Origin of the sequence: Aeromicrobium sp. Leaf245 (assembly GCF_942548115.1) — a bacterium.
GTDB lineage: Bacteria > Actinomycetota > Actinomycetes > Propionibacteriales > Nocardioidaceae > Aeromicrobium.
Genome location: NZ_OW824151.1, coordinates 2,098,035 through 2,122,909 on the forward strand (window position 1 = coordinate 2,098,035; position 24,875 = coordinate 2,122,909).

At 72.7% G+C, this 24,875-nt stretch carries 33 protein-coding genes and 1 riboswitch; of the genes, 24 read left to right on the plus strand and 9 right to left on the minus strand.

Annotated features, from left to right (window positions below; translation table 11 throughout):
• Positions 1-42 precede the first annotated feature (42 nt).
• From NBW76_RS10355 to NBW76_RS10375, 5 genes are read left to right on the plus strand one after another with little or no spacing between them, the layout of a single operon-like run.
• Positions 43-480 (plus strand): MarR family winged helix-turn-helix transcriptional regulator, encoded by a 438-nt coding sequence (locus tag NBW76_RS10355; RefSeq protein WP_055968384.1) that lies wholly within the window; start codon positions 43-45, stop codon positions 478-480.
• A gap of 4 nt (positions 481-484) precedes the next feature.
• Positions 485-835: a YnfA family protein gene (locus NBW76_RS10360; protein WP_055968382.1), complete on the plus strand. Its 351-nt coding sequence runs from the start codon at positions 485-487 to the stop codon at positions 833-835.
• A 42-nt stretch (positions 836-877) separates the two neighbouring features.
• A complete protein-coding gene (locus NBW76_RS10365; protein ID WP_056554751.1) occupies positions 878-1,651 on the plus strand; it encodes an inositol monophosphatase family protein in 774 nt (257 codons plus the stop codon).
• On the plus strand, positions 1,648-2,256 hold the full coding sequence (locus NBW76_RS10370; RefSeq protein ID WP_056554748.1) for a TIGR00730 family Rossman fold protein: 609 nt from the start codon (positions 1,648-1,650) through the stop codon (positions 2,254-2,256). The genes NBW76_RS10365 and NBW76_RS10370 overlap by 4 nt, the downstream gene beginning before the upstream one ends.
• Entirely contained in the window at positions 2,253-2,681 is a 429-nt protein-coding gene (locus tag NBW76_RS10375; RefSeq protein ID WP_235492974.1) for an NUDIX domain-containing protein, read from the plus strand. Before NBW76_RS10370 ends, NBW76_RS10375 begins: the two co-directional genes overlap by 4 nt.
• 11 nt (positions 2,682-2,692) lie before the next feature.
• Here NBW76_RS10375 and NBW76_RS10380 read toward each other — a convergent pair whose 3' ends face one another.
• The gene (locus tag NBW76_RS10380) at positions 2,693-3,061 is read right to left on the minus strand and encodes an RNA-binding S4 domain-containing protein (protein ID WP_056554745.1); all 369 of its coding nucleotides are present in this window, start codon (positions 3,059-3,061) and stop codon (positions 2,693-2,695) included.
• 36 nt (positions 3,062-3,097) lie between these two features.
• Between NBW76_RS10380 and NBW76_RS10385 the strand changes: the two genes are divergently transcribed.
• Together NBW76_RS10385 and NBW76_RS10390 are read left to right on the plus strand one after the other, a co-directional pair.
• Positions 3,098-3,370: an RNA-binding S4 domain-containing protein gene (locus NBW76_RS10385; protein WP_056554742.1), complete on the plus strand. Its 273-nt coding sequence runs from the start codon at positions 3,098-3,100 to the stop codon at positions 3,368-3,370.
• On the plus strand, positions 3,367-4,179 hold the full coding sequence (locus NBW76_RS10390; protein WP_200914363.1) for a spermidine synthase: 813 nt from the start codon (positions 3,367-3,369) through the stop codon (positions 4,177-4,179). Before NBW76_RS10385 ends, NBW76_RS10390 begins: the two co-directional genes overlap by 4 nt.
• Positions 4,180-4,194: 15 nt before the next feature.
• Here NBW76_RS10390 and NBW76_RS10395 read toward each other — a convergent pair whose 3' ends face one another.
• A complete protein-coding gene (locus NBW76_RS10395) occupies positions 4,195-4,614 on the minus strand; it encodes a hypothetical protein (RefSeq protein ID WP_055968373.1) in 420 nt (139 codons plus the stop codon).
• A gap of 10 nt (positions 4,615-4,624) precedes the next feature.
• Positions 4,625-5,836, minus strand: a complete 1,212-nt coding sequence (rocD, locus tag NBW76_RS10400) for an ornithine--oxo-acid transaminase (protein WP_055968371.1) — start codon at positions 5,834-5,836, stop codon at positions 4,625-4,627.
• A gap of 58 nt (positions 5,837-5,894) precedes the next feature.
• On the opposite strand from rocD, the gene NBW76_RS10405 reads away from it, so the two are divergent.
• Genes NBW76_RS10405 through NBW76_RS10420 form a run of 4 tightly spaced genes read left to right on the plus strand, consistent with a single transcriptional unit; the run spans position 5,895 to position 9,642 of the window.
• Positions 5,895-6,401 carry a hypothetical protein gene (locus NBW76_RS10405; protein ID WP_156364795.1) on the plus strand — a complete coding sequence of 169 codons (507 nt, stop codon included), beginning with the start codon at positions 5,895-5,897 and terminating at the stop codon, positions 6,399-6,401.
• A 52-nt stretch (positions 6,402-6,453) separates the two neighbouring features.
• Positions 6,454-7,176, plus strand: coding sequence for a YcnI family protein (locus tag NBW76_RS10410; RefSeq protein WP_156364794.1), 723 nt, complete (start codon positions 6,454-6,456; stop codon positions 7,174-7,176).
• Complete coding sequence (locus tag NBW76_RS10415) at positions 7,169-7,687, plus strand: copper resistance CopC family protein (protein WP_162239218.1); 519 nt, start codon at positions 7,169-7,171, stop codon at positions 7,685-7,687. Before NBW76_RS10410 ends, NBW76_RS10415 begins: the two co-directional genes overlap by 8 nt.
• On the plus strand, positions 7,684-9,642 hold the full coding sequence (locus NBW76_RS10420; RefSeq protein WP_056554737.1) for a cytochrome c oxidase assembly protein: 1,959 nt from the start codon (positions 7,684-7,686) through the stop codon (positions 9,640-9,642). Before NBW76_RS10415 ends, NBW76_RS10420 begins: the two co-directional genes overlap by 4 nt.
• Before the next feature lie 94 nt (positions 9,643-9,736).
• Here NBW76_RS10420 and NBW76_RS10425 read toward each other — a convergent pair whose 3' ends face one another.
• Positions 9,737-10,354 (minus strand): superoxide dismutase, encoded by a 618-nt coding sequence (locus tag NBW76_RS10425; RefSeq protein WP_056554734.1) that lies wholly within the window; start codon positions 10,352-10,354, stop codon positions 9,737-9,739.
• Positions 10,355-10,561: 207 nt separating this feature from the next.
• On the opposite strand from NBW76_RS10425, the gene NBW76_RS10430 reads away from it, so the two are divergent.
• The 10 genes from NBW76_RS10430 (at position 10,562) to gcvP (ending at position 19,097) form a co-directional block, all read left to right on the plus strand.
• A complete protein-coding gene (locus tag NBW76_RS10430; protein ID WP_235492973.1) occupies positions 10,562-11,137 on the plus strand; it encodes a CDP-alcohol phosphatidyltransferase family protein in 576 nt (191 codons plus the stop codon).
• 9 nt (positions 11,138-11,146) lie between these two features.
• The gene (locus tag NBW76_RS10435; protein ID WP_055968357.1) at positions 11,147-11,959 is read left to right on the plus strand and encodes a DUF881 domain-containing protein; all 813 of its coding nucleotides are present in this window, start codon (positions 11,147-11,149) and stop codon (positions 11,957-11,959) included.
• A 2-nt stretch (positions 11,960-11,961) separates the two neighbouring features.
• Positions 11,962-12,294: a small basic family protein gene (locus tag NBW76_RS10440; RefSeq protein WP_055968355.1), complete on the plus strand. Its 333-nt coding sequence runs from the start codon at positions 11,962-11,964 to the stop codon at positions 12,292-12,294.
• Positions 12,287-13,015 carry a DUF881 domain-containing protein gene (locus tag NBW76_RS10445; RefSeq protein ID WP_056554731.1) on the plus strand — a complete coding sequence of 243 codons (729 nt, stop codon included), beginning with the start codon at positions 12,287-12,289 and terminating at the stop codon, positions 13,013-13,015. Before NBW76_RS10440 ends, NBW76_RS10445 begins: the two co-directional genes overlap by 8 nt.
• A 61-nt stretch (positions 13,016-13,076) precedes the next feature.
• Complete coding sequence (gene gcvH, locus NBW76_RS10450) at positions 13,077-13,454, plus strand: glycine cleavage system protein GcvH (RefSeq protein WP_055968352.1); 378 nt, start codon at positions 13,077-13,079, stop codon at positions 13,452-13,454.
• Positions 13,455-13,582: 128 nt separating this feature from the next.
• Positions 13,583-14,017 (plus strand): FHA domain-containing protein, encoded by a 435-nt coding sequence (locus NBW76_RS10455; protein ID WP_055968350.1) that lies wholly within the window; start codon positions 13,583-13,585, stop codon positions 14,015-14,017.
• Positions 14,014-14,730, plus strand: a complete 717-nt coding sequence (locus NBW76_RS10460; protein WP_055968348.1) for a MerR family transcriptional regulator — start codon at positions 14,014-14,016, stop codon at positions 14,728-14,730. Before NBW76_RS10455 ends, NBW76_RS10460 begins: the two co-directional genes overlap by 4 nt.
• Before the next feature lie 4 nt (positions 14,731-14,734).
• Positions 14,735-15,196 carry a bifunctional nuclease family protein gene (locus tag NBW76_RS10465; RefSeq protein ID WP_056554728.1) on the plus strand — a complete coding sequence of 154 codons (462 nt, stop codon included), beginning with the start codon at positions 14,735-14,737 and terminating at the stop codon, positions 15,194-15,196.
• Positions 15,197-15,374: 178 nt separating this feature from the next.
• The gene (locus NBW76_RS10470; protein ID WP_055968345.1) at positions 15,375-15,965 is read left to right on the plus strand and encodes a MerR family transcriptional regulator; all 591 of its coding nucleotides are present in this window, start codon (positions 15,375-15,377) and stop codon (positions 15,963-15,965) included.
• A gap of 52 nt (positions 15,966-16,017) precedes the next feature.
• A riboswitch (glycine riboswitch) is annotated at positions 16,018-16,106 on the plus strand.
• Between the two features lie 225 nt (positions 16,107-16,331).
• Positions 16,332-19,097, plus strand: coding sequence for an aminomethyl-transferring glycine dehydrogenase (gene gcvP / locus NBW76_RS10475; protein WP_235492988.1), 2,766 nt, complete (start codon positions 16,332-16,334; stop codon positions 19,095-19,097).
• Positions 19,098-19,110: 13 nt separating this feature from the next.
• On the opposite strand, the gene NBW76_RS10480 is transcribed toward gcvP, so the two are convergent.
• The 3 genes from NBW76_RS10480 to sigK all read right to left on the minus strand — a co-directional run bounded on the left by NBW76_RS10480 (position 19,111) and on the right by sigK (position 21,237).
• A complete protein-coding gene (locus NBW76_RS10480) occupies positions 19,111-19,875 on the minus strand; it encodes an alpha/beta fold hydrolase (protein WP_235492971.1) in 765 nt (254 codons plus the stop codon).
• A 64-nt stretch (positions 19,876-19,939) separates the two neighbouring features.
• Complete coding sequence (locus tag NBW76_RS10485) at positions 19,940-20,644, minus strand: anti-sigma factor domain-containing protein (protein WP_055968339.1); 705 nt, start codon at positions 20,642-20,644, stop codon at positions 19,940-19,942.
• Positions 20,641-21,237 (minus strand): ECF RNA polymerase sigma factor SigK, encoded by a 597-nt coding sequence (sigK, locus tag NBW76_RS10490; protein WP_055968337.1) that lies wholly within the window; start codon positions 21,235-21,237, stop codon positions 20,641-20,643. The genes NBW76_RS10485 and sigK overlap by 4 nt, the downstream gene beginning before the upstream one ends.
• A gap of 149 nt (positions 21,238-21,386) precedes the next feature.
• Between sigK and NBW76_RS10495 the strand changes: the two genes are divergently transcribed.
• The 3 genes from NBW76_RS10495 to NBW76_RS10505 are packed head-to-tail and all read left to right on the plus strand — an operon-like array spanning position 21,387 to position 22,867.
• Complete coding sequence (locus NBW76_RS10495) at positions 21,387-22,073, plus strand: alpha/beta hydrolase (RefSeq protein WP_056554724.1); 687 nt, start codon at positions 21,387-21,389, stop codon at positions 22,071-22,073.
• 1 nt (position 22,074) lies between these two features.
• Positions 22,075-22,440 carry a hypothetical protein gene (locus NBW76_RS10500; protein WP_056554721.1) on the plus strand — a complete coding sequence of 122 codons (366 nt, stop codon included), beginning with the start codon at positions 22,075-22,077 and terminating at the stop codon, positions 22,438-22,440.
• Positions 22,433-22,867 (plus strand): hypothetical protein, encoded by a 435-nt coding sequence (locus NBW76_RS10505; RefSeq protein ID WP_055968329.1) that lies wholly within the window; start codon positions 22,433-22,435, stop codon positions 22,865-22,867. The genes NBW76_RS10500 and NBW76_RS10505 overlap by 8 nt, the downstream gene beginning before the upstream one ends.
• On the opposite strand, the gene NBW76_RS10510 is transcribed toward NBW76_RS10505, so the two are convergent.
• Entirely contained in the window at positions 22,837-23,658 is an 822-nt protein-coding gene (locus NBW76_RS10510) for a hypothetical protein (RefSeq protein WP_056554718.1), read from the minus strand. The genes NBW76_RS10505 and NBW76_RS10510 overlap by 31 nt on opposite strands.
• 31 nt (positions 23,659-23,689) lie before the next feature.
• Positions 23,690-24,874 (minus strand): uroporphyrinogen-III C-methyltransferase, encoded by a 1,185-nt coding sequence (cobA, locus tag NBW76_RS10515; RefSeq protein WP_056554714.1) that lies wholly within the window; start codon positions 24,872-24,874, stop codon positions 23,690-23,692.
• Position 24,875: the final 1 nt, after the last annotated feature.

Genomic DNA, 24,875 nt, shown 5'->3' on the forward strand with positions numbered 1-24,875 from the left:
CGCACGGCCCATATTGCATCGTCCGCGATGTAATCTGGCCCGATGACCGATCCCACGGTGTCCGACCTGCTCTGCTTCGACCTGTACTCCACCTCGCGCCAGATGACGGCCGCGTACCGGCCCATCCTGGACGAGCACCACCTGACGTACCCCCAGTACCTGGTCCTGCTGGCGCTGTGGGAGCGGGACGGACAGAGCGTCAAGGACCTGGCGGCGCGTCTGCACCTCGACTACGGCACGCTGTCGCCGCTGGTGAAGCGGTTGGAGGCGCACGGACGCGTGGTGCGCGCGCGCAACCCCGCCGACGAGCGGTCCACCCTCGTGACCCTCACCGAGGAGGGCGCCGCGCTGAGGCCCCTCGCTGCGCGCATCTACGCCCACGGCGCCGAGATCCTCGACATGAGCGAGGCCGACCTCGTGATGCTGCGGCGGCTCGTCGGCACCGTGCGGGAGCGCCTGAGCGCGGCCGCGGGAGCCTGAGCGCATGGAGCCCGAGCGCCTCGACCTCGTCCGGTCCGTCGTCCTCTTCGTCCTGGCGGCCGTCGCCGAGATCGGCGGTGCATGGCTGGTGTGGCAGGGCGTCCGCGAGAACCGCGGCCTGCTGTGGATCGGTGCCGGCTTCGTCGCGCTGGGGATCTACGGCCTGGTGGCGACCCTGCAGCCCGATGCGAACTTCGGCCGGATCCTCGCCGCGTACGGCGGCGTGTTCGTGGCCGGCTCGCTGCTGTGGGGCATGCTCGTCGACGGCTTCCGGCCCGACCGCTGGGACGTGCTCGGTGCCACGGTCTGTCTCGTGGGGGTCGCGGTGATCATGTACGCACCCCGCGAAGCCTGACCCGCGCCGCGTCCGGGCGGCGTCGGACGGCAGGATGGTCGCGTGAGTGAACTCGCCGCCGATGCAGACCTCGCTGTCAGGCTCGTCACGGAGGCCGCCGCGCTGGCCGCCCGGATGCGGGCGGGCTCCGACCTCGACGTGCGCAGCAAGACCTCCGTCTCCGACGTGGTCACGGCGGCCGACCACGCCGCCGAGGCGCTCGTCGTCGAGGCGCTGCGGGCGGAGCGGCCGGACGACGGGCTGCTGGGCGAGGAGGGCACGGACGAGACCGGTTCGTCCGGCCGCCGCTGGGTGATCGATCCCGTGGACGGCACCTACAACTTCGCCAGTGGCTCGGACTACTGGTGCTCCGCCGTCGCCCTCGTCGACGGCGACGAGCTGCTCCTCGGAGCGGTGGCCCACGCGCGGGACGGGGTGCTCGTCGGAGGTCCCGGGACGCCCACCACCTGGAACGGTCGCGAGGTCGGACCCATGGCCGACGACGAGATCCGCCTGGTCGGCGCGGCCACCTACCTGCACCCGGGGAACGTGGGCGACGCGCACGTGCGCGACCCGTTCCTGCGTGCCGCGGCGCTCCCGGCCACCCTGCGCATGCACGGCTCGGGGTCGATGGACCTCGTCGGCGTGGTGACCGGACGACTCGGTGCCTGGTTCCAGCACAGCACCCCCGCGTGGGACTGGCTGCCCGGTGCCGCGCTCGCCAGGGGTGCTGGTGGCGTGGCGGAGCAGGTGGCGGTCGACGGGCTCACCTGGTCGGTGGCCGGTGGGCGCCGGAGCGTGACCGCCCTCCGAGACGCGCTGGAGGCGGCGCCGTGACGGCCGGGGCCCGTGCGGAGCGAGCCGTCGCGGTGTTCTGCGGATCCAGCCTCGGGTCCGACGCGGCGTACGGCGACGCGGCCGCCCAGGTGGGCCGCACGCTCGCCGAGCGCGGCGTCACGGTGGTCTACGGCGGTGGCCGGGTGGGACTCATGGGGGTCGTGGCCGACGCCGCGCTGTCCGCCGGTGGCCGGGTGGTCGGCGTCATCCCGCAGTCGCTGCACGCGCGAGAGCTCGCGCACACGGGCGTCACCGAGCTGCACGTGGTCGAGACGATGCACGAGCGCAAGCTGCGGATGTCCGAGCTGGCCGACGCGTTCCTCGCCCTCCCCGGCGGCGCCGGCACGCTCGAGGAGATCGCCGAGCAGTGGACGTGGGCCCAGCTCACCATCCACGCGAAGCGGTGCGGCTTCCTCGACGTCAACGGCTTCTGGTCCCCGATCCGCCTGATGCTCGACCGGATGGTCGCCGAGGGCTTCGTCCGCCCGGAGCAGCAGGACATCGTCACGGTCGACGACGACCTGGAGCGCCTGCTCGCCCGCCTCGCCGAGCCGCCGGGCTGGACCGACAAGTGGGGCGGCGCGCTGCCGACCCCGACGCCGTGAGCGACCTGTCTCCGTCACCGCCCGACCGACCCGTCATCGAGGTCGTCGCGGCGCTCGTGAGCGGTCCGGACGGCCGTACCCTGCTCGTGCGCAAGCGCGGCACGGGTCTGTTCATGAACCCGGGCGGCAAGCCCGAGCCGGGTGAGGCGCACGTGGCGGCACTGCGCCGCGAGCTGGCCGAGGAGCTGGGGCTCGACGTGGCCGCCGGCGACCTCGTTCCCCTCGCCACGATCCGAACCGTGGCGGCCAACGAGCCCGGTCACGACCTCCTCGCGCACTGCTTCACGCTGCGTCTGGACGATCCTCGGCACGCTGCGGCCGCAGAGATCGAGGAGGCGCGGTGGGTCGACCCCGCCGACCCGGACGTCGCGCTCGCTCCCTTGGCGTCGGACCACCTCCTGCCGTGGCTGGTCCGGGGGCTCTGAGCCGGTCGGGCTCACCGGCCCCGGAAGCGGTCCATCTCGCGGCGTTCACGCTTGGTCGGGCGACCGGCCCCTCGCTCACGTCGGGGCATCACGAGGCGTTCCTCGCGGGGCGGAGGGGGAGGCGAGTGATCGGTGTAGCACTCGACGGCGACGGCCGCACCGACCCGCTTGAGCAGCACCCTGCGGACCACGACGACACGGGGACCGCCGGGCGTGGTGGCCTCGACGCGGTCACCGACGTGCACGGCCTGCGACGGCTTGGCGCGCTTGCCGTTGACGTGCACCTGGCCGCCCTTGCAGGCGGTCGTGGCGGCCGACCGCGAGGCGAACAACCGCACCGACCACACCCACACGTCGGCGCGCACGCTCGTCGGCTCCACCCGTCCAGCGTAGATCCCGGGATCTAGGCTAAAGCCATGACACGACCCGACGAGGCGGAGACCATCGAGATCGCCGGCGAGATGATCCGGCTCGGGCAGCTGCTGAAGTTCGCCGACGTCGCCGAGTCGGGGGCCCAGGCCGGTGAGCTGGTCGCCTCGGGCGACGTGCGCGTCGACGGCGAGGTCGAGACCCGGCGCGGACGTCAGCTGCACGCCGGTTCGGTGGTGACGATCGCGACCCCGCAGGGTGCGCGGGTGCTGCGTGTCGAGACGGGCTCCGGCGACGGCGACGTCGACGTGCCCTGGTGAGCCGCACCGTGGAGGTCGTCGCGGACCGGGACCGGCCCGGCGCCGCCACCGTGCGCGTCGACGGCACGGAGCAGTCGTACGTCGACCTGGACGATCCCACCCGCCTGGAGTTCGACTACGTGCGTCGCATGGCCGACGTCGTCGACACCTCGTGGCCGGCCGGCGAGCAGGTGCGCTCGCTGCACGTCGGGGGAGCGGGCATGACGCTCGCGCGGTACGTGGCCGTCACCCGCCCCCGCTCGCGCCAGCTGGTGCTCGAGCCCGACGCCGCCCTCACCGAGCTGGTGCGCCGCGAGCTGCCGCTGCCCGAGCGCAGCGGCATCCGCGTGCGGCCGCAGGACGGTCGCGCCGGCGTGGCCAGCCTGCGCGACGAGGCCTACGACCTGGTGGTGGTCGACGCCTTCGACGGCGCCCGCGTGCCGGCCGACCTGGTGACCCGCGAGTGGTACGCCGACGTCGCGCGCGTGGCGGGCTCCAGCGGGATCGTCCTGCTGAACCTCGCCGACCGGGCTCCGTTCGGCTTCGTGCGCAACGCGCTGCGGGCGATCGAGACATCGCTCCCGCACCTGCTCGTGAGCGCCGAGCCGGCCACCCTGAAGGGACGACGCCACGGCAACGTGCTGGTGGTCGCGTCCCGGTGCCCGGTCGATCCGGGCCCGCTCTCGCGTCGTGCGGCCAGCTCGCCGTTCCCCTACCGGGTCCTCGACACCGCGCAGGTCCGGGACAGGCTCGCCGGGGGAGAGGCCTTCACCGACGAGCGCACCGAGCCCTCACCCGCACCGCCCGGCGGGGCGACGTTCTTCTCCTGACGCCCCGAGGAGTGCTCAGACGAGCCGCTCGCGCCACGCGGCGGGATCGCCCACCTGGAAGGCGGCGGCGTCGCCGAGCCCTTCGCGCTCCCACGTGACCACCAGCAGGTCCTGGCCGGACGAGCGGCCCATGAACGTCCGTGAGACGGACGCGGACGTGACGGTGTCCCGCGGGACCACCACGTCGCGGCCGGCCACGAGGGTGACGAACGCCAGGTGCTCGGGCCCGAGCAGCAGCGAGCCGATGCCACGGACCTGGGTCTGACGGTCCGACGCCACGGCGAAGAGGACGGCCTGCTCCGTGTGCTCGGGGCGGAGCTCGGCCACCCGACGCCGGTGCTGGCGGCGCAGACGCACCACGCGGACGACGGCCGCCGCGACCAGCAGCAGGACGAGACCTGCCACCAGGCCGAGCACCGTCAGCAGGACGTCCATGCCGGTCCGCTCAGGCCTTGAGCGCGCGCTCGAGCGCGTCGACCGCGTGGTCGATCTCGTCGCGCGTGATGACCAGCGGGGGAGCGATGCGCAGGGTCCGCTCGTGCGTCTCCTTGCACAGCACGCCCTCGTCGCGCAGCGCCATGGACACCTCGCGTCCGGTCTTGGCCATCGGGTCGATGTCGACGCCCGCCCAGAGTCCGCGGCCCCGGACCTCGGCGACGCCCTGGCCGACGAGGGCCTGCAGGCGGTCGTGCAGGTGGCGACCGAGGTCGGCGGAACGCTCCTGGAACTCCCCGGACGCCAGCAGCTGCACGACGGCGCGCCCGACGGCACAGGCCACCGGGTAGCCGCCGAAGGTCGAGCCGTGCTGGCCGGGCTTGAGCACTCCCAGGACGTCGGCGCGGCCGACCACGGCCGAGACCGGGATGATCCCTCCGCCGAGCGCCTTGCCGAGCGTGTAGAGGTCGGCGCGGACGTCCTCGTGGTCCAGCGCGAACAGGCGTCCGGTGCGGGCCAGGCCCGACTGGATCTCGTCGGCGATCAGCAGCACCTGGTTCTCGGTGCACGCCTCGCGGACGTCGGCCCAGAATCCCTCGGGCGGGACCACCACGCCGGCCTCGCCCTGGATCGGCTCCATGAGCACGGCCGCCGTGTTCGGGCCGATCGCGTCGCGCACCGCCTGGGCGTCGCCGTAGGGCACCGTGACGAAGCCGGGGGTGAAGGGACCGTAGTTGTCGTGCGCGGCCGGGTCGTCGGAGAACGAGACGATCGTGGTGGTGCGACCGTGGAAGTTGTTCGTGGCCACGATGATCTCGGCGGCGTCGAAGGCCACTCCCTTGACCTCGTACGCCCACTTGCGGGCCACCTTGATGGCCGACTCCACCGCTTCGGCGCCCGTGTTCATGGTGAGCACCATCTCGGTGCCGGTGAGCTGGGCGAGCTCGCGGCAGAACGCCCCGAACTGGTCGTTGTGGAAGGCCCGCGAGGTGAGCGTGAGCCGGTCGATCTGCTCGTGCGCGGCCCGGACGAGGTCGGGGTGACGGTGACCGAAGTTGAGAGCCGAGTAGCCGGAGAGGAAGTCGAGGTAGCGCGTGCCCTCGACGTCGGTGACCCAGGCGCCCTCGGCCTCGGCGATCACGACGGGCAGCGGGTGGTAGTTGTGCGCCCCCCACTGGTCGTCGAGCGCGATGATCCCTGCGGTGGTCTGCGTGTCGGACATGGCCACCACGGTAACGGCCGCCGCCAGGTCGCCGATGCCCCTGGCCTAGGGTCGTGCCGTGTCGATGATGCCCACCGTCAGCCCGCGGGGCGCCGCCGTGCGTGCGCTCCGGTCGGTGCTGGTGGGCCTGACCGTGGCCCTGTGCGGCGCCACGGCGCACGTGGGTGCCGGGGGAGAGGTCGGGGCAGGAGCCCTGCTCACGGTCGCGGTCGTCGCCTCGGCGACCACCGCACTCCTGGCCGGACGTCGGCTCACGACCGGCCAGCTCGTCGGTCTGCTGGCGCTCGGCCAGGTGGGCCTTCACGTCCTGGGGTCCGGATCGGGTCCGCACGACGCCTCGATGGTCCTCACGCACGTGGTGGCCACGGGCGTCAGCCTGCTGGCGCTGCGCCACGCCGAGGACCTCTGGTGGCGTCTGGCCGACGCCGTCGGCGACGTGCTGGCCGTCCCGCAGGTCTTGCCCGTGCCTGTCGTCGACCACGTCGTCCGGGTGACGACGACCGTCCACCGCGGTCGTCGGGTGGTCCGGACGGTCAGGAGTCGCGCGCCGCCCTCGGCGGCGTGACCGACCCGACCGTCCTGCACCACCCGTTCCTGCACCACCCGGAGGTTCCTTCATGTCCATGCACCACTCGCGTCTGCCTGCCCGGCTGACCGCCGCTCCACTCCTGACCGCCGCCGCCGTCCTCGCCCTCGCGGGACCGGCCTCGGCCCACGTGTCCGTCTCCTCGCCCGACGCCGCGCGCGAGGGGTACGGCAAGGTCGTGTTCCGCGTCCCCACCGAGTCCGACACGGCCGACACCACGAAGCTCGTCGTCACCCTCCCCGCCGACACCCCGTTCCTCCACCTCACCGCGCAGCCCAAGCCGGGGTGGAAGGTCTCCATGCAGGAGGGCACGCTGCCCGAGCCCGTGGAGGTCGACGGCACCGAGATCACCGAGGCCGTCCGCACGGTCACCTGGACCGCCGAGGGTGACGGCATCGCACCCGGTGAGTTCGACGAGTTCGCCCTCTCCGGCGGCCCCTTCCCCGACGCCGACTCGGTCCGGTTCGCCGCCGAGCAGACGTACGACGACGGCGAGGTCGTCGACTGGGACCAGGTGCAGCAGGGCGACGAGGAGCCCGAGAAGCCCGCCCCGACCCTCACCCTCCTCGCGGCCTCCGCCGACGCCCACGGCTCCGGTGGCCACGGGGCGGGTGCAGACACCGACGAGGCCTCGAGCGCGAGCGACGACCAGGGAGGCCCCGACACATGGAGCAGGGTGCTCTCCGCTGCAGCGCTCGCCGTCGCCGCGCTCGCCCTGCTGGGTGTCGTGCGGCAGGATCGACGCCGTGCGTAGATCTGTCGGTCCTCTCCTCGCGGCGCTCGTCGCGGCCCTCGTGGTCGCGGTGCCCCTGCCGGCGAGCGCGCACGCCGCGCTCGTCGGCACGGACCCGCGCGACGGCGCCGTGCTGGAGACGGCGCCGGCGTCGGTCACCCTCGAGTTCAACGAGCCGGTGACCCGCTCCGAGCTCGTGCTGACCGCGCCCGACGGGTCGCGCGTGCCCCTCGAGGTGTCCGCGCGCGACCGCGAGGTGACCGGCAGCGTCGGCGCGGACGCCGAGGCCCAGCGCGGCACGTACACCATCGCGTTCCGGGTGGTCTCGGCCGACGGGCACCCGATCGCCGGGACGTCGGAGTTCGAGACCACGTCGGGCCGGGCCGTCGAGCAGGTGGACCAGGTGCAGGACGACGAGTCGTTCCTGCACCGTCACGCCGAGCACCTCTGGTGGGCCGTCGGTGGTGGCCTGGTGGCCGTCGGCCTCATCCTGTGGCCGCTCCTCCGCCGACGCAGCGAGGTCGACTCGTGAGCGTCCTGCGGTCGAGCGCGGCGGCGTTCCTCGTCGCCGCCGCGGCCTGCGTCGCCGCCCTGAGCCTGGGCGGCGGCGCGCCCCAGCCCGTGCCCGAGGGTCTGCCCGACCCCGGGCAGCTGGTCGGGTGGGGCCTGCCGCTGCTCAGCGTCGTCTCCGACGCCCTGCTGGTCGTGCTCATCGGCCTGCTGCTCGCCGCAGTGTTCCTCCTGCCGTCGTCGAGCGACGTCGTGCAGGGCCTCAGCGTCGACGCCGTCCGTGGGGCCGCCCGCGCAGCCGCGGCGTGGTCGGTCGTGGGTGTCGCGCTGTACGTCCTCACCGTCGCGGACGTCTTCGCCCGCACGATCGGGTCGATCACCTTCCCTCTGCTCACCGAGCTGGCGACCACGTCCACGGGCGGCGTGGTCCTGCTCCAGGTGGTGGTCGGTGCCGTGGCCTGGGGCGTCCTGCGGTGGACGATCTCCGTCCGTGCCCTGGCGGTCGGCCTCGGCATCGTCCTCGCCTCCCTCGTGCCCGTCTCCTTCGCGGGTCACTCGGCGCAGTCGGGGTCCCACGACCTCGCGGCCCTGAGCCTGCTGCTCCACCTGGTCGGCGTCTGCCTGTGGGTCGGCGGCCTCGTCGCCCTGACCTGGGTGGCGTGGCGGGGGAGCAAGCGCCTCACGCCCGCGCTCCGTCGCTTCTCCAGCCTCGCGCTGTGGGCCTTCGTGATCGTCGGGGTCTCGGGCGTGGTGAACGCCGCCGTCCGTCTGCGCAGCGTCTCCGACGTCGTCGGCACCGGGTACGGGCAGCTCGTCATCGCCAAGGTCGTGGCGCTCGTGCTGCTCGGCTGGTTCGGCTGGGTCCAGCGGCGACGCCTCGCGGACCGCGACGCGGGGTTCCTGCCGATCGCCGCCTCCGAGGTGCTGCTGATGGCGGCGACGATCGGGCTGGCCGTGGCGTTGTCGCGCACCCCGACCCCGGTCGGAGACGTGCTGACCTCCCCGGCGCAGGAGCTGCTCGGCGGACCGCTGCCGCCGGCTCCCGACGCGCTGCGCCTCGCCTGGGGGTGGTCCGCCAACGGTCTCGGACTGACGATCGTCGCGCTCGGCGCCGCGCTGTACCTCCGTGGTCTGTGGACGCTGCGCCGTCGTGGGGTCCACTGGCCGGTGGGCCGCACGATCTCCTGGTTCGTCGGGCTGCTCGTCGTGGCCTGGAGCACCGTCGGAGGGCTGGGGGAGTACTCGCACGTGCTGTTCAGCGCCCACATGGTCTCCCACATGCTGCTCTCCATGGTGGCGCCGATCTTCCTGGTGCTCGCCGCGCCGGTGACCCTCGCCCTGCGCACCCTCCCGGGCCCGCGCCAGCCGGGTGACGTCTCGCCACGCACCCTGCTGACGTCGTTCCTGCACTCACGGCTCATGGCGTTCCTGACCCACCCCGTCGTGGGTCCGGCCCTGTTCGTCGGCAGCCTCTACGCGCTGTACTTCACCCCGTTGTTCGGGTTCCTCATGCGCGAGCACTGGGGTCACACGGCGATGGAGGTGCACTTCCTGCTGGTGGGCTCGCTGTTCTACTACGTGATCATCGGCGTCGACCCCTCGCCGCGACGCCTCCCGCCGCTCGCGCGGTTCGGCGTCATGCTCGTGACGCTGCCGTTCCACGCGTTCTTCTCGATCGCGATCATGTCGTCGGCGACCGTCCTCGCCCAGTCGTACTGGACGACGCTCGAGCGGCCCTACAGCACCGACCTGCTGGCCGACCAGTACCTCGGCGGCAGCATCTCGTGGGCGCTCGGCGAGGTCCCGCTGATCCTGGTGATGATCGCCCTGCTCGCGCAGTGGTTCCGCTCCGACCAGCGGGAGGCCCGGCGCCTCGACCGGGCGGCCGACCGCGACGGCGACGCCGAGCTCGCGGCGTACAACGCCCGGCTCCAGGACCTCGCCGCCCACGGCAAGCGGCGCGACCCGGACGCCTGACGCCCCGCGCTCGGCCCGGACGCACCGACCCGGACGCACCGGGGCCCCGCACCGACCTCGGTGCGGGGCCCCGGTGACGAGGGGGAACAGGTCCTCAGAAGATGACCTGGCCGCCGCTCGTGGCTGCCGTGAAGCGCTCCTGGGCGTCGGCCCAGTTCGCGATGTTCCAGAACGCCTTGACGTAGTCGCCCTTGACGTTGAGGTAGTCGAGGTAGAACGCGTGCTCCCACATGTCGAGCTGGGAGACCGGGATCAGCGTGGCCGGGATGTTGGCCTGCTGGTCGTACAGCTGCACGATGACGAGCTTCTGACCGAGCGTGTCCCAGGCCGTGATGGCCCAGCCCGATCCCTGGATGCCCAGGGCCGTGGCCTCGAATTGCGCCCGGTAGGCGTCGAACGAGCCGAAGTTGTCGTCGATGGCCGCGGCAAGCTCGCCGGTCGGCTTGTCGCCGCCCTCGGGGGACAGGTTCTTCCAGAAGATCGAGTGGTTGATGTGACCACCGAGGTTGAACGCGAGGTTCTTCTCGAGCAGGTTGATCGTGTCGTACGACCCCGCCGCGCGGGACTCCTCGAGCTTCTCGAGGGCCGTGTTGAGGCCGTTCACGTAGTTCTGGTGGTGCTTGCTGTGGTGCAGCTCCATGATCTTGCCGGAGATGTGCGGATCGAGTGCGCCGTAGTCGTAGGGCAGCTCGGGCAGGGTGTAGTCGGCCACGCGTCCTCCTAGGTCGGGGCACACGTGGTGCCCGCGGTTTCGAATCTGGTCGTGCTCGTTCAGTCTGTCAGTCGCTCCCGCACGCGCAAGAGCGGCCCGCCATGCGGACGCGGGGAGCTTTCGTCGCGCCGGTCCGGGACGTCCCCGTCCGTGCGGTGCGATGCCCTAGGCTGATCCCCGCGATGACGGAGCAGCAGGAGGATCGACGTGGGTGAGGACAGGGTTCTGACGATCCCGAACCTGCTCAGCGTGGTTCGGATCGTCCTGCTGCCGGTCTTCCTCTGGCTGGTGCTCGTGCCCGAGGCCGACGTGCTGGCCCTGCTCGTGCTCGTGGTCTCCGGCATCACCGACTACCTCGACGGCAAGCTCGCCCGGCGCCTCAACCAGACCTCGAAGATCGGCGCGATCCTCGACCCCGTCGCCGACCGGCTCTACATCCTCGCCGTCGTCGTCGGGCTCGCGCTGCGCGACATCATCCCGTGGTGGCTGGCGGTCATGCTGCCCCTGCGCGACGTCTTCCTGTTCAGCCTGGTGCCGTTCCTGCGCACCCGGGGCTACAGCTCCCTGCCGGTGCACTTCCTCGGGAAGGCCGCCACGGCGGGTCTGCTCTACGCCTTCCCGCTCCTGCTGCTGGGCGACGGCAGCGGCACGGTCGCCGACCTCGCCGACGTCTTCGGCTGGGCCTTCGCCATCTGGGGCGTGGGTCTCTACTGGTGGGGCGGGGTGCTGTACGCCTTTCAGGTGCGCCGGCTGCTGGCCACCACCGAGCGCGTCCCGCGCTGAGGTCGCTGGGTGTCCGCCGTCCGTCCCGCCGAGAACCTGCTGGAGCAGGTGGCCGAGAACGCGCTCGACGACGACTACTACGTCGTGCGGGCGGGGGAGCCGTACGGCGACCGCTCCGCGACGACACCCGCGGTCGGTGTCGTGGTGGCGGTCCTCGCGGCGCTGCTGACCATCACGGCGGTCCAGACGCAGAACGACCGGCCCGGGTCCGACCTCGAGCGGCGCACCCTCGCCGCCGACGTGGCCGACCGGCGTGACGTCCTGGCCGCCCGCCAGGGTGCCGCCGAGGCGTTGCGCGACCAGGTCGCAGCGCTCCAGGGCGGCGCCGGCCCCGAGACGTCGACCGACGTCGCCTCCGACACGGTGCTCGCCGGGGGCAGGGCGCTGCGCGGCACGGCGCTCGTGGTGACCATGGCGGGCAGCCCGGACGGCGAGCGCGCGGGTCGCCTGACGGTGCAGGACCTGCTGACCGTGGTGAACGGGCTCTGGTACGCCGGTGCGGAGGCGATCTCGGTGGGTGGCCAGCGCCTCACGTCGGAGTCGGCGATCAGCAGCATCGACGGCAACCTCACCGTCAACTTCTCGCGCATCGAGGTCCCGGTGCGCATCGTCGCCCTGGGCGACGGGGCCTCCCTGCGCTCCCGGCTGGAGTCCAACCCGGCGGGACGGTACCTCGCGGGTCGGGCCGACAGCGTCGGCATCTCCGTGGGCATGGCACCATCGGACGACGAAGAGGTGCCGTCCGCGCCCGAGGAGCAGACTGGCCTGCGCCGCGCCGAGCCACTGCCGGCGTCGGCGGACGACGCGCGAGGGGAGGGCTGAGCATGATCCCGGTGCTCGGACTCGTGGTGGGCGTGGCGCTCGGGCTGTTCCTGCAGCCGGAGGTGCCGTTGTGGCTGCAGCCGTACCTGCCCATCGCGATCGTCGCCGCCCTCGACGCCGTCGTCGGCGCGCTGCGCGCGCTCGGGGAACGACGCTTCGACGACCGGGTCTTCGTGGTCTCCTTCATCTCCAACGTGTTCATCGCCGGCTTCATGGTCTTCCTCGGCGACCAGCTCGGCGTGGGCTCGCAGCTGTCGACCGGCGTGATCGTGGTGCTGGGCATCCGCATCTTCGCCAACGCGGCGGCCATCCGGCGCAGGATCTTCCATGCCTGAGTCCGACGACGCCACGCCCGTCGCCCAGGAGTCCGGCAACCGGTTCGCGTCGCAGGCCGTGGTGGCCCTGCTCGTGGGCGCCCTCGCCTTCGGTGTCACCGTCCAGGTCCGTCAGGACGACTCGACCGACTTCGGGTCCTTGCGGGGGATCGAGCTCGTCGAGCTGCTCAAGTCGGTGGACGTCGCGAACGAGCGCCTCGCGGCCCAGATCGACGACCTGACCGCCACCCGCGACCGGCTCCTGAGCTCGCGCGGCGACTCCGGCGAGGCCGAGGACGTGGCGCGCCAGCGGGCCGAGCAGCTCGCCGTGCTCGCCGGCTCGATCGGTGCCACGGGCCCCGGCGTCCGGCTCAGCATCGACGACGCCGACGGCGTGGTCGACGCGGGACTGGTGCTCGACGTGCTCCAGGAGCTGCGCGAGGCGGGGGCCGAGGCGATCGTCGTGAACGAGACCGCCCGCGTCGTGGCGCAGACCTACGTGCTCGACGACGAGGACGGCCTGCGCATCGGAGGTCGCCAGGTCACCAGCCCGTACGTGATCGACGTCATCGGGGATCCCGGCACCCTGGACGAGGCGGCGTCGTTCCGCGGCGGCATCATCGACATCCTCCGCGCCCGCGGCGCCCAGGCCTCGGTGGCCCGGCGCGACACCATCACCATCACGGCCCTGGCTGACGTGAAGACCCCCGAGTACGCTCGTCCCGACGTCGGCGGCTCGTGAACCGGCCCCAGCTGATCCCACGACCCCACCCCACCACGACAGCACTGACCAGGAGCGACGCGTGATCCCTGAGGACCTGTACTACAGCGAAGAGCACGAGTGGGTGCGCGTCGAGGGCGACGTCCTCGTCGTGGGGATCACCGACTTCGCGCAGGACCAGCTCGGCGACATCGTGTTCGTCGACCTCCCCGACGTCGGCGACGACGTCCAGTCCGGGTCCGTCGTGGGCGAGCTCGAGTCCACGAAGTCGGTCAGCGACATCTTCTGCCCGGTCGACGGCGAGGTGGTGGCCCGCAACGAGAGCCTCGACGGGGCGTCGGAGGTCATCAACTCCGATCCCTACGGCGAGGGCTGGCTGTTCAAGGTCCGCCCCGCCGACGATGACCCCACCGAGGCCCTGCTCGGCCCCGAGCAGTACACCGCTCTCGTCTCGTCCTGACCTTCGCGGAGGGGCCCTGGGCGACCGTCCACGGGTGCTAGGTTGGACACCTGAACCTCGACCTCGGGGTCAGACATGGTCCCACCGTCCAGCCCACGCCCAGCACACGTACAGCCAGGAGTGATCCGATGTCCTCGCCCGGTCCCGAGCACGGCAACATCCCGGACGAGACGACGCACATCCCGTTGATCGACGCCGACACCGAGGAGATGTCGTCGACCGACGTCGCCGCGGTCGAGAACCTGCCGCTGGGCAGCGCGATGCTGCTCGTCCAGCGTGGTCCGGGTGCCGGTGCACGGTTCCTGCTCGACACCGAGAAGGTCTCGGTCGGGCGTCACCCCGACAGCGACATCTTCCTCGACGACATCAGCGTCTCGCGGCGTCACGCCGTGTTCGCCCGCGCGGGCCAGGGCTACGTCGTGAGCGACCTCGGCAGCCTGAACGGCACCTACGTGAACCGCGACCGCATCGACGGCGACATCACGCTCGGCGGCGGCGACGAGGTCCAGATCGGCAAGTACCGGCTCATCTACTTCGCCGGCGCGCAGCGAGGCCAGGCGTGACCCAGCCGCTGCCCGAGCTCGCGCGGCTCGGCATCGGCAAGGTCCTCGCCGAGCTCCGCGAGGAGTTCCCGTCGCTCACGATCAGCAAGATCCGCTACCTCGAGCGCGAGGGTCTGCTGGAGCCCGAGCGGACCCCCTCGGGCTATCGCAAGTTCTCCTTCGACGACGTGGAGCGGCTGCGCTTCGTGCTGCGCCAGCAGAAGCGGTACTGGCCCCTGAGCGCGATCCGTCAGGCCCTCGACGAGATGGACCGAGGTCTGGTCCCGCAGACCGACATCGACGGCAACATCCGCGTGCCCGACGTCTCGAGCGACGCCGACGGCCTGCCGACGCCCGCGGCGTTCCTGGAGGGACGCAGCCGGGTGCGGCTGAGCCGGGCGGAGGTGCTCGAGAGCTCCGGCGCCACCGAGGAGCTGCTCGAGCAGGTCGAGCAGCACGGGCTGCTGGCCCGCCGACCCGGCCAGAGCGCCTACGACGGCGACGACCTCGTCGTCGTCGACGCGGTGGTCCGGCTGGCGGCCCTCGGGGTCGAGCCGCGCCACCTGCGCGCGGTCGTCACCGCCGCCGAGCGCGAGTCCGACCTGCTGGCCCGCGTGGTGCCCGAGCGTCGTCGGCGGGAGGACAAGGCCGCCGCTGCCGAGCAGCTCGGTGAGCTCGCGGCCCTCACCATGCGCCTGCACACCGTTCTCCTGCGCCACCACCTCCGGGACTGACGCCGTGCGTGAGCTCGACGTGGTCGGCGTCCGGGTGGAGATGCCCACGAACCAGCCGCTCGTGCTGCTGCGCGAGAGCGACGGCGTGCGCTACCTGCCGATCTGGATCGGTGCCGTCGAGGCGTCGGCCATCGCCTTCGCCCAGCAGGGTGACGCGACGCCCCGCCCCCTGACGCACGAGCTGATGCAGCGGGTGGTGGAGGTGCTGGGCGACGAGCTCGACGAGGTGCGCATCACCGACGTGCAGGACGGCGTCTTCTTCGCCTCGCTCGTCTTCGGCTCGGGCGCGACGGTCGACGCCAGGCCGTCGGACTCCATCGCGCTCGCCCTGCGGACGGGTGCGCGGATCGTGTGTGCCGAGGACGTGCTGGACAAGGCCGGCATCGCCTCGACCACCGACGAGGACCAGCAGGTGGAGCGGTTCCGTGCGTTCCTGGACGACGTCGAGCCCGAGGACTTCGCCTGAGCGGTCGGACGACCGGATGAACTCTCAACCCTCGCGTGAGGGTTGCGACACGCCGGTGAACGCCGATGTGATTGACCGGGGACACCCGCGGGCCTACCGTGAGACCACTGCCGCAAGCGAACACCGTTGTAGTTTCGCCGAGGTGGTCTTTCTTCTCCCCATCTGGAAGGCCAGACCCATGATCGAGCGACGCGACGACGCCCCGGCTGCTGCGGAGGCCGCCGAGGCCGCTGCGCAGGCTGGCGACCAGGGTCTGCTGTTCACCGACGACCTCGAGCCACTGCCCCGCAACACCGGGTTCCGCGGCCCCACGGCCTGCAGCGCCGCCGGCATCACCTACCGCCAGCTCGACTACTGGGCACGCACCAAGCTCGTGGAGCCGACCGTGCGGTCGGCCACCGGCTCGGGCACGCAGCGGCTGTACTCCTTCAAGGACATCCTGCTGCTCAAGATCATCAAGCGACTGCTCGACGCGGGTGTCTCGCTGCAGCAGATCCGCACGGCCGTCGAGCACCTGCGCGAGCGCGGGACCGACGACCTCACCCAGGTCACGCTCATGAGCGACGGCGCGAGCGTCTACGAGTGCCGTTCGGCCGACGAGGTCATCGACCTTCTCCAGGGTGGCCAGGGCGTCTTCGGCATCGCCATCGGTGGTGTCTGGAAGGAGATCGAGGGCACGCTGCACGAGCTGCCGAGCGAGGTCTCCGTCTCCGACGACACCGCGGCCGACGAGCTCGCCGCGCGTCGCCGCGCCCGTCTGACCAGCTGAGGGCCCGCCTCGCCACTCACCCGTGCCGTCGCTGGTACCGTGAGCGTGCTGTCGAGCACGCGTGGGAGAGATCGCCCAGGCGGCGCCGAAGGGGCAATTCCTCCCCGGAACCTCTCAGGCACCACGGACCACGCGGACAAGGCGACCCTGAAGCACCCGTTCCATCGGGGGTGACAGGTGGGGAGGGACCCAGTCGACGACCCCTGGAGCCCTCTCATGTCCTCTGACCGCCCCGCCCTCGACAGCACCGCCCTCGACAGCACCGCGTCCCCCGACCGGCCGCCGTCGGTCCCGGCGGCCCTGCGCCGCGACACCGACCACTTCGTCGACCGTCACATCGGACCGCGCGCGAGCGACCAGCAGGCCATGCTGGCCCGGATCGGCCACGACTCCCTCGACTCGCTCATGCGGGCCGCTGTGCCGGAGAGCATCCGCGCCTCGGCTCCGCCCGCGCTGCCCGAGGCCCTGGGGGAGCCGGAGGCGCTCGCGACCCTCAAGGCCCTCGCGACGCGCAACAACCCCGGCGTCTCGATGATCGGGCTCGGGTACCACCCGACCGTCACCCCGGCCGTGATCCGCCGCAACGTCCTCGAGGACCCTGCCTGGTACACGGCGTACACCCCCTACCAGCCCGAGATCTCGCAGGGACGGCTCGAGGCGCTGCTCAACTTCCAGACGATGGTCGCCGACCTCACGGGTCTGTCGACGGCCAACGCCTCCCTCCTCGACGAGGGAACGGCCGCCGCCGAGGCCATGACGCTGGTGCGCCGCGCCGCTCGGGGCAAGGACCTGCGGCCCCTCGTGCTCGACTCGCGCCTGCTGCCGCAGACGATCGCCGTGGTGCGCACGCGTGCCGAGGCGCTCGACATCGAGCTGCTCGACGTCGACCTGGGCGTCGACGACGTGCCGGCCGACGTGGCGGGCGCGATCATCGCGTACCCGGCGGCCGACGGTGCCGTGACCGATCCCAGCCGAGCCATCGAGGCGGTGCACGCCGCCGGAGGGCTCGCCGTCGTCGTGGCCGACCCGCTCGCGCTCGTCCTGCTGCGCTCGCCGGGGTCGCTGGGTGCCGACGTCGTCGTCGGGTCGTCCCAGCGCTTCGGCGTGCCGATGTTCTACGGCGGACCGCACGCCGGCTTTATGGCGGTGCGCGACGGCCTGGAGCGACACCTGCCCGGGCGACTCGTGGGAGTCTCGGTCGACAAGGCGGGCCGACCCGCCTACCGGCTGGCCCTGCAGACGCGTGAGCAGCACATCCGCCGGGAGAAGGCGACGTCGAACATCTGCACCGCCCAGGTGCTGCTCGCCGTCACGGCGTCGATGTACGCGGTCTACCACGGCGCGGAGGGCCTGCGGCGGATCGCCGACCACGTGCACACCACGGCTGCCACGCTCGCGGCGGGTCTGGTGGCCGGTGGCGTCGAGGTGCTCCACGAGTCGTTCTTCGACACGGTCGTGGCCCGTGTGCCGGGCGAGGCCGACGCCGTCGTCGGCCGGGCTCGCTCCGAGGGGCTGCACCTGCGCCGCGTGGACACCGACCACGTGGCGGTGAGCACGTCGGAGGTGACCACCCTCGGCCACCTGCAGACCGTCTGGCGGGCCTTCGGGGCCGACACCTCGCACACGGCGCCCGCCCCGGCAGCCCTGCCCGACGCCCTGCTGCGCGACGACGCGATCCTCACGCACCCGGTGTTCTCCGAGCACCGCAGCGAGACGCAGCTGCTGCGCTACCTGCGCACGCTGAGCGATCGCGACTACGCCCTCGACCGCGGGATGATCCCGCTCGGCTCGTGCACCATGAAGCTCAACGCCACCGCCGAGATGGAGCCGATCAGCTGGCCCGGCTTCGCCGACCTCCACCCCTTCGTGCCGGCCGAGGACGCCGCCGGCATGATCGAGCTGGTCGAGACGCTCGAGTCCTGGCTCGCGAGCGTCACCGGCTACGCGGCGGTCTCGGTGCAGCCGAACGCCGGGTCCCAGGGCGAGCTGGCCGGTCTGCTGGCCATCCGGGCGTGGCACCGCAGCAACGGCGACGAGGCCCGCGACGTCTGCCTGATCCCGAGCTCGGCCCACGGCACGAACGCCGCCTCGGCCGTCATGGCCGGCATGCGCGTGGTCATCGTCAAGGCCACCGAGGTGGGCGAGGTCGACCTCGAGGACCTGCGCCGCACGTGTGCCGAGCACGCGGACGACCTCGCCGCGATCATGGTCACCTACCCGTCGACCCACGGGGTGTACGAGGACGGCATCACCGAGCTGTGCGACGTGGTCCACGCAGCCGGCGGCCAGGTCTACGTCGACGGCGCCAACCTCAACGCCCTGCTGGGCCACGCCGAGCCGGGCACGTTCGGTGGCGACGTGTCGCACCTGAACCTGCACAAGACCTTCTGCATTCCGCACGGCGGCGGCGGACCGGGCGTGGGCCCGGTCGCGGTGGCCGAGCACCTGGTCCCGTTCCTGCCGAGCCACCCGCTGCACCCGGTCGCGGCACGCCGTGAGGGGATCGGTGCCATCAGTGCCGCCCCGTACGGGTCGGCCGGCATCCTGCCGATCCCGTTCGCGTACGTGTCGATGATGGGGGCGCAGGGACTGACCGACGCCACGTCGGTGGCCGTGCTGTCGGCCAACTACGTCGCCGCACGGCTGAAGGACGCCTTCCCGGTGCTCTACACCGGACGGTCCGGGCTCGTGGCCCACGAGTGCATCCTCGACCTGCGCGGCATCGCCAAGCAGACCGGGGTGAGCGTGGACGACGTGGCCAAGCGGCTCGTGGACTACGGCTTCCACGCCCCCACGATGAGCTTCCCGGTGGCCGGCACCCTGATGGTCGAGCCCACCGAGTCCGAGGACCTGGCCGAGCTGGACCGCTTCTGCGACGCGATGCTCGCGATCCGCGCCGAGATCGACCAGGTCGCGGCAGGGGAGTGGCCCGAGGGCGACAACCCGCTCGCCCAGGCGCCGCACGCCGCACGTGAGCTGCTCGACTGGCAGCACGCCTACCCGATCGCCACGGGCGTGTTCCCGACCGGCAGCACCCAGGACAAGTACTTCCCGCCGGTGGGCCGCATCGACCAGGCCTACGGCGACCGCAACCTGGCCTGCTCGTGCCCGCCGATCGAGGCCTTCGCCTGACGGCGCCGGGACCTCAGCGTCGGTCGGCCGCGTCGCCCCACCAACGGACGACCCGGTCGACCACGACGGAGGGGTGACGCACCCACTGCACGTGGTCGGTGGTCCCGCCGTCGGGGGTGGCGTCCTGCGTGTACACCCAGCGGGTGACCGCCGACGGCTCGCAGAACAGCTCGATGAAGCGCTTGTTGGCCGCCGACACGGCGTAGGCGTCGGCCTGGAGGTGCACGACGAAGGTCGGCGTCGACACCTTGGACGAGGCGTCGAACGGAGGCTCGCCGGTGCGCACGAAGTGCGCCCACTCCCGCATGAGCGTGGCGGCACCGGGTGCGCCGAACGCAGGCTTGGGCAGGTGCCCCAGGACCCGGGCGAGGACGGGGATGGCCGAGGCGAACGCCAGCATCGGCAGCCCTCCGTAGGGGTAGTACCGGTGGTGCGGGACGGAGGCGCCGACGAGCACGAGGCCGTCGGCCGTGCGTCCGGGGTCGGCGCTGCTCTGCAGGCCGATCGCGAGCTGCGCCCCGAGGCTGTGGCCCATCAGCAGGACGGGGCGCTCGGGGTCCTCACGACGGGCGGCCGAGACCGCGTCGGCGAGGTCGGCGATCTCGTCGCCGTAGGACCAGTCGGCCGAGCGGGAGGCGACCGGGGTGTCCGGCTCGAAACCTCGTCGGCCGAGCGCGCGCGCCTGCCACCCCACGTCCTCGAAGGCGGCGACGAGGGGCCGGTAGAAGCGCGACGGCACGGCCATGGCGGGGGAGACGAGCACGATCGGGTCGGACACGAACGTCATCGTGACGTACCGCGCCGACCGGCCGACCGCCAGGGTCGAGCAGGGGCGTCGAGCCTCAGGCGTCCATCTCGGCGACCGGGTCGGTCGTCGGGGCCGGCGACCCTCCGTCGGGCTCGACGGTGACGGCGAACGCGTCGGCACCGCTGATCGACTTCGCGTACATCATCCCGGCTCCGCGTCCGAGGACGCCGACGGAGCGCGGGATCCCGTCGTGCATCGCCCAGACCTGGTAGACGTGGTCGTCGTCGAGCGTCTCGAGATCGGTGCCCATGACGACGGCCGCGTCGTGCGACGGGGAGGCGACGATGCGCATCGTGCCCCCGGTGCGCACGCTCCCGTCCAGCATGGTCGCGTCGTCGGCCACCATGACCGCGCTGATGCCTGCGGTGTCGGCCCGCAGCTCCTCGGCCCGGTCGTGCTCCACGAGGTACCCACCGACGGACACCGCGGCCACCAGGAAGGACGCCGCGACCAGCAGGCGGGGCACGGCTCGCCGCACCCGGCTGTGCTGGGCGATCGACGTGACCACCGGCCGCTCCTGGGCGGTGGTGGCCACCTCGGCCAGGAGCCGGTCGCGCAGGGCGAGCGGCGGACTGTCGGCCTCGGCCTCGGCCAGGCGTGCAGCGGTCAGGTGGAAGCCGCGGAGCTCCTGCCTGCACTCGGCACACTGGTCGAGGTGGGCCTCGAAGCGGCCCCGCTCGTGGGGGTCGAGGGCGTCGAGCGCGTACGGCGCGGCGAGTCCGTGCAGATCGGTGGTCATGAGGCCTCCACCCCGAGGCAGTCGCGCAGGCGGATCAGCCCGTCGCGCATGCGGGTCTTGACGGTGGCCGGGTTGGCGTCGAGCACCTGGGCGACCTCCGCGTACGTGTATCCCTGGTAGTACGCGAGGTTGACGGCCTCGCGCTGCAGGTCGGTGAGTCCCTCCAGGCAGCGACGCACCTGCTCGTGCTCCAGCCGCACCGTGACGGTCTCGAGCACCTGGTCGTGGTCGACGCCGGGGGACCAGTCGTAGCTGTTCTCGCGGTTGGTGGCGGCCTGGTCGTGCCGGACGGCGTCGACCGCGCGGCGGTGGGCCAGCGTCAGCACCCAGCTCTTGGCACTGCCACGGGCCGGGTCGAAGCGGGCGGCGGTCTGCCAGACCTGGAGGAAGACCTCCTGGGCGACCTCCTCGGCCCGCGCGGGGTCGCGGATGACCCGGCGGGCCATCCCGAACACGGTGGCACCCAGGGCGTCGTAGAGAGCGGCGAAGGCCGTCTCGTCCCCTCGTGCGACGAGGACCAAGAGGTCGTCGGGCTCGACGGGTTCCTGGGACTCGGGAACGGCGGCGAGCCGATCGGCTGCTGACTGGCTCATGCGCGACTCCTTCCCGAACAAGCTTCTACGTGCCATTCGCGGCTGCCTTCGAGTCGGATGGGTGGTGCAGGGGAGGAGTTCTCACAACATCCTAGGCGGGACCCTCTGCTCGCCCTGCGACCGTGGTCCCGCTGTGCCACCGTGGACGCATGGACGCCGAGCAGCGATCGGGTCGCCTGGACGACGTGCACGTCCCCCAGCGGCCGAGGGCCGTCGTGCTGATGCTGCACGGAGGCCGGCAGCAGAGCGAGGAGCCGGTGCGCAACCGGCACGCGAGCTGGTGGCGGATGGCCCTGCTGTCGAAGGCGTTCGCGCGCACCGCTCGCCGAGAGCACCTGGCGGTGCACCTGCTGCAGTACCGCGCACGCGGATGGAACGACGCGGCCCGCCCGTGGCCCGTGGCCGACGCGCGCTCGGCTCTCTCCGAGCTCCGCGAGCGGCACGGCGACCTGCCGGTCGTCCTCGTCGGGCACTCGATGGGTGGGCGCACCGCGTGCCGCGCGGCCGACGACCCCTCGGTGGTCGGTGTCGTGGCCCTGGCGCCGTGGCTGCCGCAGGGTGAGCCCGTGGGCGCGCTCTCCGGACGTGCCCTGCACGTCCTGCACGGCACGATGGACCGGTGGACGTCGGCACGGCTCAGCGCCGACTTCGTGGAACGTGCTCGACGGGTGGCCACCGAGGCCACCTGGGAGTCGCTCGCCGGCGCCGGGCACTACATGTTCCGGCGGGTGCGGGCCTGGAACGCGTTCGTGGAAGACTCGGTCCTGCGGATCGTCGGCGCACGGGCGGACGGCCGCCACGACCACGACGACGACGCCACCAGAGGACCAGCCTGACGTGACCGACACGATCGCCTACGGCGTGGCACTCCTCGCGACCGTGGTGGCCGTGTTCGCGGCGGGCCACACGGTCCGGGACGCCCCGTTCGGCAACCCGCTCTTCTACGCCGTCGCCGTGCTGGAGGTCGTGCTCCTCGTGGTGATGGTCGGGGCCTTCGTGGCGCTGGCCGGCACGGACCGCGACGTCGCGGGTGGGCTCTTCGTCTCCTACCTCGTGACCGTCGTGGTGATCCCGCCGGCGGCCGTCCTCTGGGGGATCGCCGAGAAGAGTCGCTGGGGCACGGGGGTCGTCGTGGTGGCGCTCCTGACCGTGGCCGCCCTCATGGTGCGGCTCCTGGGCATCTGGAAGGGAACCTATGTCTGAGTCGTCCGCCCCGTCGCCGGGTCGCACGTCCACCGGGCCGGGCCGCGCCCTCGTCGCCGTCTACGCGGTCTTCGCCGTCGCGGCCACGGCACGGTCGGTCTACCAGCTCCTCGTGAAGGCGGACGAGGCCCCGGTGGCCTACACCCTCTCCGCCGTCGCCGGCGTCGTCTACGTCGTGGCGACCGTGGCGCTCGCGACGGACCGGCACCGGCTGGCCGTCGCCGCCGTGGGCTTCGAGCTGGTGGGGGTGCTCGGCGTCGGTGTGCTGTCGCTCGTCGACGGTGCGCTGTTCCCCGACCAGACGGTGTGGTCCGACTTCGGTGCCGGGTACGGGTACATCCCCCTGGTGCTGCCGTTCGTGGGCCTGTGGTGGCTGCACCGCACCGCGGGCCAGGCTCAGTCCAGGCCGCAGGCCGACCGCACGTAGTCGAGGATCGCGGTCCGGCGCTGCCGGTCGAGCGGCAGGACGAAGGTGGTCCCGTCGGCTAGACCGGGAGCGGAGACCTCGACGGGGACGAGGCGACCCACCTTGTCCTCGGCGATCGCGTGCGGGTCGCAGCGCGCCGGCTCGAGGACGGGGTCGGCGCGTACCGGAGCGCCACCGACCGCCACGTCGGTCGCGGACCCACGGGTGGGCCGGACGAGCGGCGTGGGGCGGTAGCCCACGATCCGGACCGCGCTCGCCCGGTCGCGCGGCGTGAGCGTGACCGGGATGCGCAGTGCACCGCCGTCCTCCACCGGCAGGCCGACGTCCAGCCGCGCGGCTCCTTCCAGCGTCGCGCGGGCGCAGTCGCCGTCCAGGACCCGCGTCACGGCCCCGTAGCGGTCCTCGACGGCGAGGGTGGATCGTCGTTCGCCGCCGTCACCGACCCGGTAGGTCAGGGTCACGGTGTAACGCGTCGTGCCACCGCACCGCCCACGGGGGAGCGTGACGACCACGTCGGTGTCGTACCCCGCTCCCACCGTCTCGGTGCCGGTCCAGACGACGGCGCGGGAGCGGCTGGAGGTCAGCACCAGGTCGGAGACGACCAGGTCGCGGTCGCTGCGGTTGCTGATCCGCACGAACGCCCCACGGTCCTGACGCTGCATGCGGCCCTGGTCGACGAGGGCGCTCACGCCGTCGGGCAGTGGAGCGTCCTGCGGGTCCGGGCTGCAGGCCGGGAGGAGCGCGGCGAGCAGCGCGACGCCACCGACGACGACGACGCGGGCGGACCTCATGTCGTCATGGTGACGTGTGGTGGGGGTCGTGTCAGGAGGCCCAGTCGGGGGAGAGCCGCACGACCTCGCCCACGACGGTGACGGCGGGGGAGCGGACTCCCCGCTGGACGCAGAGGTCGGCGATCGTGCCGAGGGTGCCGACGGTCGTGCGCTGGTCGGGGGCGAAGCCACGCTCGACCACCGCCACCGGTGTGCCGGGCGCGTGCCCCGCCGCGACGAGGCTGTGCGCGCTCTCGGCGAGCCGGCGCACGCCCATGAGCATCACGATCGTGTGGCCCGGGGACACGGGCAGCTCACCGAGCTCGTCGTGGGCCGTGACCACGCTGAACCCCGTGGCCACGCCGCGATGGGTCACGGGGATGCCGGCAGCCGCCGGCACGGCGATCGCGCTCGTGACCCCGGGGACGACCTCCACGGCCACCCCGGCGGCCTCGCACGCCAGGCGCTCCTCGCCGCCGCGACCGAGCACGTAGGGATCCCCGCCCTTGAGCCGCACGACGACCTTGCCGGCGCGGGCGCGCTCGACGAGGAGCCGGTTGATCTCGTCCTGCGGGACCGGGTGGTGGTCGGGCAGCTTGCCCACGTCGATCACCTCGACGTCGGCCGGCAGCTCCGCGAGCACGTCGAGCGGGGCGAGCCGGTCGACCACCACGACGTCGGCCTCGGCGAGAAGACGCCGCCCGCGCGTGGTCAGGAGGTCGGCGCTGCCGGGGCCCCCGCCCACGAGGGCCACGAAGCCCTCGGGGTGGTGGGTCCGGTGCCGCAGCGGGAGGTCGCCGGACTGCAGGGCCGCCGCGACGGCGTCGCGCAGCGTGGAGGCTCGACGGGCGTCGCCACCGCCGCTGACCGCGACGTGCACGTCGTCGACCGCGGCGACCGCCGGCATCCAGGCGGTCGCCCCGTCGGGGTCGCCCCCCTTCAGGCACCACACGCGTGCCTGCTCGGCGTCGGCGGCCACCTGGTCGTCGACCGGGGTGTCGGTGGCGGTCTGCACGAGCCAGGCGCCGTCGAGGTCGCCCGGGCGGTACCCACGCTCGATCCAGGCCAGTCGGCCCTCGACCGCGAGCTCCCGGATGCGTGCGCTCACCGTGGGGGAGACCACCACGAGGTCGGCCTCGGCTGCCAGCAGGGCGTGGACCCGTCGGGTCGCCACGTTGCCACCCCCGACGACCACCACACGGCGTCCCTCGGGGCGCAGGGTCAGCGGCAGCGGCATG